The sequence below is a fragment of the Pseudonocardia lacus genome (assembly GCF_018531445.1).
GTDB lineage: Bacteria > Actinomycetota > Actinomycetes > Mycobacteriales > Pseudonocardiaceae > Pseudonocardia > Pseudonocardia lacus.
In genome coordinates, this window is the sequence record NZ_JAHDTH010000308.1 from 1 (window position 1) to 6,203 (window position 6,203).

The 6,203-nt window shown below is 75.5% G+C and carries 5 protein-coding genes; 3 read left to right on the forward strand and 2 right to left on the reverse strand.

Translation table 11 applies throughout. The features are described 5' to 3' along the window. Both KIK08_RS36360 and KIK08_RS36365 read left to right on the forward strand, forming a co-directional pair. A partial coding sequence (locus KIK08_RS36360) for an integrase core domain-containing protein (RefSeq protein ID WP_214407864.1) occupies window positions 1–124 on the forward strand: 124 nt, incomplete at its 5' end. 82 nt (window positions 125–206) lie between these two features. After that, complete coding sequence (locus KIK08_RS36365) at window positions 207–3,551, forward strand: error-prone DNA polymerase (protein WP_214407860.1); 3,345 nt, start codon at window positions 207–209, stop codon at window positions 3,549–3,551. Window positions 3,552–3,683: 132 nt separating this feature from the next. On the opposite strand, the gene KIK08_RS36370 is transcribed toward KIK08_RS36365, so the two are convergent. Both KIK08_RS36370 and KIK08_RS40730 read right to left on the reverse strand, forming a co-directional pair. Continuing rightward, window positions 3,684–4,355 carry a response regulator gene (locus KIK08_RS36370; protein WP_214407861.1) on the reverse strand — a complete coding sequence of 224 codons (672 nt, stop codon included), beginning with the start codon at window positions 4,353–4,355 and terminating at the stop codon, window positions 3,684–3,686. After that, the gene (locus tag KIK08_RS40730) at window positions 4,352–5,488 is read right to left on the reverse strand and encodes a sensor histidine kinase (RefSeq protein WP_214407862.1); all 1,137 of its coding nucleotides are present in this window, start codon (window positions 5,486–5,488) and stop codon (window positions 4,352–4,354) included. The genes KIK08_RS36370 and KIK08_RS40730 overlap by 4 nt, the downstream gene beginning before the upstream one ends. A gap of 170 nt (window positions 5,489–5,658) precedes the next feature. Here KIK08_RS40730 and KIK08_RS36380 point away from each other — a divergent pair. Continuing rightward, window positions 5,659–6,203 (forward strand): hypothetical protein (locus KIK08_RS36380; protein WP_214407863.1); only part of this gene is annotated, 545 nt, incomplete at its 3' end.

Here is a 6,203-nt window from a genome sequence, read left to right on the forward strand (position 1 = left end):
GTCGCAGCGACGAAAGGCCCTACCGGGCTGGATCCACGAGTACAACCATCACAGACCCCACACCGCCATCGGACGGGTCCCGCCCATCACCAGGTTGACCAACCTGTCCGGTCAGTACAGCTAGCGGCGGCGCCTGCGCGGCGCGTCATCTCGGCGGACGAGCGCGAGGCCGAGCGTTCGAACTTATGTTCGAGTAGGCTGGCGGGGTGGGCTGGAGCAACCCGGACGTCCCGTGGACCGAGCTGGAGGCGGCGCTCTCCGGCCGGGTCACGCGCGTCCCCGGCCCGCTCGACGGCGAACCCGACGGCGGCGACAGCCCCGCCTGGTCGCGCAAGCGCGCGCCCTATGCGGCCCCGCCGGCCCGCCGGGTCGACCCGGCCACCCGGGTCCCGTTCGCCGAGCTGCACTGCCACTCCAACTTCAGCTTCCTCGACGGCGCCAGCCACCCGGAGGAGCTGGCCGAGGCCGCCGCCGACCTCGGGCTCGACGCGCTCGCCCTCACCGACCACGACGGCATGTACGGCGTGGTCCGGTTCGCCGAGGCCGCGGCCGAGCTGGACGTGCCCACGGCCTTCGGCGCCGAGCTCTCGCTGGGGCTGAGCGCCCCGCAGAACGGCGTCGCCGACCCGGAGGGCAGCCACCTGCTGCTGCTCGCCCGCGACCCCGAGGGCTACCGCGCGCTCTGCCGCACGATCAGCACCGCGCAGCTGGCCGGCCGGGAGAAGGGTCGCCCGGTCTACGACCTGGACGAGGTCGTCGCCGACACGGCCGGGCGGGTCGTGGTGCTCACCGGGTGCCGCAAGGGCGCGGTCCGCCAGGCGCTGCGCACGGGCGGCCGGGACGCCGCGGCCGCGGCCCTGCGCGGGCTCGTCGAGCGCTTCGGGGCCGACCACGTCGCCGTCGAGCTCACCCACCAGGGCCTGCCCACCGACACCGAGCGCAACGACGCGCTCGCCGATCTGGCCCGCGCGGCCGGGCTGCCCGTCGTCGCCTCCAGCGCCGCCCACTACGCATCGCCGCTGCGGTACCCGCTGTTCACGGCGCTGTCCGCGGTGCGGGCGCGGCGCAGCCTCGACGACGCCGACGGCTGGCTGCCCCCGGCCGGCACCGCCCACCTGCGCTCCGGCGCGGAGATGGCGGAGCGGTTCGACCACCGCTACCCGGGGGCCGTGGCGGCCGCCGCGCGGATCGGTCGGGAGTGCGCCTTCTCGATCGACCTGGTCGCCCCCGACCTGCCGCCGTTCCCGGTGCCGCCCGGCTACACGGAGGCCCGCTGGCTGCGCGAGCTGGTGCGCCGGGGGGCGGTGCGCCGCTACGGCAGCCACGCCGAGTACCCGGCCGCGCTGGAGACCGTGGAGCGCGAGCTGGCGATCATCGAGCAGAAGAACTTCCCCGGCTACTTCCTGATCGTGCACGACATCGTGGAGTTCTGCCGCAAGGCCGACATCCTCTGCCAGGGCCGGGGCTCGGCGGCCAACTCCGCGGTCTGCTACGCGCTGGGCATCACCAACGTCGACGCGGTCAACATGGGCCTGCTGTTCGAGCGGTTCCTCTCGCCCGCCCGGGAGGGCTACCCCGACATCGACCTGGACATCGAGTCCGGCCGCCGGGAGGAGGTGATCCAGTACGTCTACCGCACCTACGGGCGCGGCTGCGCGGCCCAGGTCGCCAACGTGATCACCTACCGGCCGCGATCGGCCGTCCGCGACACGGCCAAGGCGCTCGGGTTCTCGCCCGGCCAGCAGGACGCCTGGAGCAAGCGCATCGAGCGCTGGTCCGGCCTGGCCGACGGCCCCCTCCCGGCCTCGATCCCCGAACAGGTGATCGAGCTGGCCGACGACCTGCTCGGCTTCCCCCGCCACCTGGGCATCCACTCCGGCGGCATGGTCATCTGCGACCGCCCGGTCTCCGAGGTGGTGCCCGTCGAGTGGGCCCGCATGGACGGCCGCTCGGTCGTGCAGTGGGACAAGGACGACTGCGCCGCCGCCGGCCTGGTCAAGTTCGACCTGCTCGGGCTGGGCATGCTCACCGCCCTGCACCTGATGATCGACCTGGTCGCCGAGTACGCGGAGCGGATCGAGCTGCACGACCTGCAGCCCGTCGACGACGCCGTCTACGCGATGCTGCAGCGGGCCGACTCGGTGGGCGTGTTCCAGGTGGAGTCGCGCGCCCAGATGGCCACGCTGCCCCGGCTCAAGCCGCGCGTGTTCTACGACCTGGTCGTCGAGGTCGCGCTGATCCGGCCCGGCCCCATCCAGGGCGGCTCGGTGCACCCCTACATCCGCAGGCGCAACGGCCAGGAGAAGCCCAGCTACGACCACCCGCTGCTGAAGAACGCCCTGGAGAAGACGCTGGGCGTGCCGCTGTTCCAGGAGCAGCTCATGCAGATCGCGGTCGACGTCGCCGGCTTCTCCGCGGGCGACGCCGACGAGCTGCGCCGGGCCATGGGGTCCAAGCGCTCCACCGAGAAGATGGAGAAGCTGCGCGCGCGGTTCTTCTCCGGGATGGCGGCCAACGGCATCTCCGGCGAGGTCGCCGAGGGCATCTTCGCCAAGATGCTCGCCTTCGCGAACTTCGGCTTCCCGGAGAGCCACGCGATCAGCTTCGCCTCGCTGGTCTACTTCAGCGCCTGGTTCAAGCTGCACCACCCGGCGGCGTTCTGCGCGGCCCTGCTCAACTCCCAGCCGATGGGCTTCTACTCGCCGCAGTCGCTGGTGGCCGACGCCCGCCGGCACGGCGTGCTCGTCCGCGGCCCGGACGTCAACCTGGGCCGCGCCGACGCCGTCCTGCAGCCCGACCCGCGCAGCCACCGCGGGCAGGCCGTGCGGCTGGGGCTGGCCGAGGTGCGCCGCATCGGCCTCGACGTCGCCGAGAGGATCGACGCCGAGCGCGACCGCGCCGGCCCCTACGCCGACCTGGCCGACCTGGCCCGCCGCGTCCGGCTCACCGTCGCCCAGGCCGAGGCGCTGGCCACCGCGGGTGCGTTCGGCTGCTTCGGCGTCGACCGCCGCTCCGCGCTGTGGGCGGCCGGCGTGGTCGCCGCCGTCCGCTCCGACCAGATCCCCGGCACCGCCGTCGGCCTCGACGCGCCGCCGCTGCCCGGCCTCACCGACGCCGAGACCACCGTCGCCGACGTCTGGGCCACCGGGGTCTCCCCCGACAGCCACCCCATGCAGCACCTGCGCGAGCGCCTCGACGCGCTGGGCGCCGTCCGCATCGACCGGCTCGACGCCGTCGGCCGCGGCCTGCGCCCCGGCGACCCGGAGCAGATCCCGCCCCGCGTCCTGGTCGGCGGCCTGGTCACGCACCGGCAGCGGCCCGCCACCGCCGCCGGGGTCACCTTCATCAACCTGGAGGACGAGAGCGGCATGCTCAACGTCACCTGCTCGGAGGGCCTGTGGGCCCGCTACCGCACGGTCGCGGTCGGCAGCACGGCCCTGCTGGTGCGGGGGCGGTTGGAGCGCAGCCCCGAGGGCGTGCTCAACCTGGTCGCCGACCGGTTGCAGAAGCTCCCGCTGGCGGTCCCGGTGAAGTCGCGCGACTTCCGCTGACCCGGGCCCGGACCCCACCGCCCGGTGAGCGGCGTTCTCGCCCGGGCCCCGGTTGCCGTCGACAACGAACTTGTCGTGATCAACAGGGCTTTTCGATCACGACAAGTTCGTTCTCGACGGCGGGGTCGGTCGCTAGGCGCCCGGCTCCACCAGGCCGTGCTCGTAGGCGAACACCACCGCCTGGACCCGGTCGCGCAGGTCGAGCTTCATCAGCACCCGCGCGACGTGGGTCTTCACCGTGGCCTCGCCGACCACCAGCTCCGCGGCGATCTCGGCGTTGGACAGCCCGCGGGCCAGCATCCGCAGCACCTCGTGCTCGCGGTCGGTAAGCCGGTCCAGGGCCGGCGGGCGCGGGCGGCGGCCCGGCTCGGGCAGCGTGCTGAACGCGCTGATCACCCGCCGGGTGACCAGCGGGTCGAGCAGGGCGCCGCCATCGGCGGCCACCCGGATCGCGTCGACGAGGCGCTCCGGCGGGGCCACCTTGAGCAGGAAACCGCTCGCGCCCAACCGGAGCGCGGCGTGCACGTTGGCGTCGTCGTCGAAGGTCGTCAGCACGACGACCCGGACCGCGGGGTGCTCCTCCAGGATGCGCCGGGTCGCGGCCAGGCCGTCCAGGCCCGGCATGCGCACGTCCATCAGCACGACGTCGGGGTGCAGCGCGGCGGTGGCCGCCACGGCGGCGGCCCCGTCGCCCGCCTCGCCGACGACGACGATGTCGGGCTCGGTTTCCAGCACCAGCCGCAGCCCCGCCCGGATCATGATCTCGTCGTCGGCGAGCAGGACGCGGATCGTGCGCCCGCTCACGGCGGCGCCGGGAGCCGGGCGCGTACCGCCCAGCCCCCGCCCGGGGCGGCCCCGGTCTCCAGTTCGCCGCCGTACATGCCGACGCGCTCGCGCATGCCGGCGAGCCCGTGGCCCGCGGGTTCGCCGGGTCCGCCGGCGCCGTCGTCGACGACCGACACGGTCAGCTCGGCGGGGTCGTAGCGCACGACGACGCGCGCCCGCGCCGGTCCGGCGTGCTTGAGCGCGTTCGTCAGGCCCTCCTGGACGATCCGGTAGGCGGCCAGGTCGAGCCCGCCGGGCAGCGGCCGGGGTTCGCCCTCGACGCGCAGGTCGACCGGCAGCCCGGCCGACCGGATGCGCTCGGCCAGCTGCCCGACGTGCTCCAGCCGGGGCGGCGGCGCCAACCCGGACTCCCCGTCGGGTTCGGCGGCGAGCGCGCGCAGCACCCCGACCACCCGGTGCAGCTCGGCCACCGCCTCCCGGCCGAGGTCCTCCACCCCGCGCAGCATCGCGGTCTCGCGCTCGCGCCCGCCCCCGGCGTCCAGCAGCCGGCGCACGCCGCCGACCTGAAGGGTCATCACGCTGACGATGTGGGCCACCGCGTCGTGCAGTTCGCGGGCGATCCGCCCGCGCTCGACGCGCACCGCCTCGTCCGCCCGCGCCTCGCGCTCCAGCGCCAGCTGGGCGGCGACCGCGGCCAGCTCGGCGCTGCGGTCCTGCTCGCGGCGCACCAGCCGGCCGATGCCCCACGCCGAGCCGGTGCCCAGCAGCATCGCCATCACGTCCCACGGGCGGTCGCCGAGCAGGCTCAGGGCCCCGAAGAGGGCGAACGTGCCCGTCGCCGCCGCCGCACCCACGGCGGGCGCGCACCGCTGGGCGACGCTGCTCAGCGCGACCAGCAGGCCGAGCGCCATCGACGCGGTCAGCCCGACGCCGTCGCCGGGGAACTCCGAGGCCGCCAGCACCAGCAGGGCCACCCCGAACGCCACGAGGGGCAGACGGGTGCGCAGCAGCAGCGCGCCCGCGGCGACCGCGATCGCGCCGGCGGCGACCGGCGGGTTCGAGTCCGGCAGCGCGCCGAGCGCCAGCTCGGCGAGGCCCCCGGCGCCGAGCGCGCCCGCGAAGGCCGCGTCGAGGCGGGTGGGGGCGCGCACAGCGGCTGACGCTAGCCGAGCCCGCTCCCACCCGGGTCCCCCGCGCGGTGGATCCGCGTCCGCCGCGCGGCGGACCCCGGGATCACGATCGAGGGCGACGACGGGACGGGGACGCGCGGCCAGGCTTTCCCGGCCCGCCGAACCGCGGCGGGCGGGGGAGGAGACAGGCGATGAACAGCGCGATGGTCCGGGCGGGCGGGGCGGCGGTCGCCGCGGGCGGGGTGGTGTGGGGTGCGGTCGGCCTGCTCGCGCCGCCGGACGGGGAGGCGGTGAGCGCCACCGACGTGTGGTCCAGCGGGGTGTACCTGCTCGGCGTGATCGCGCTCGTCGCCGTGGTGGGCGGGACCGGGGCGGCCGGGCGCGGCCGGTGGGGGCGCTGGCTGGTCGCCGTGGAGCTGGTCCTGCTGGGGCTGGCCGCGCTGTCCACGCTGATCACGCTGGCGCGCGGGCAGTACGAGCTGTCCGGGGTGCTGCTGGTGCTGGACATGGCCTGGCCGCTGAGCCAGCTGGGGATGATCGCGGTCGGGATCACCGTCGTGGCCGCGCGGGTGTGGCCGGCCCGCACGAGTTGGCTGCTGCTGGCCACCGCGCTGTGGCTGCCGGTCGGCTTCGTCGCGCCGGAAGCGGTCACCTCGGTGTACCTGGTCGTCGTCCCGCTGCTGCTGGGGCTCTCGGTCGCGCTCGACGTGCCCGCGCGCGCCGGCCGGTCGGCGCC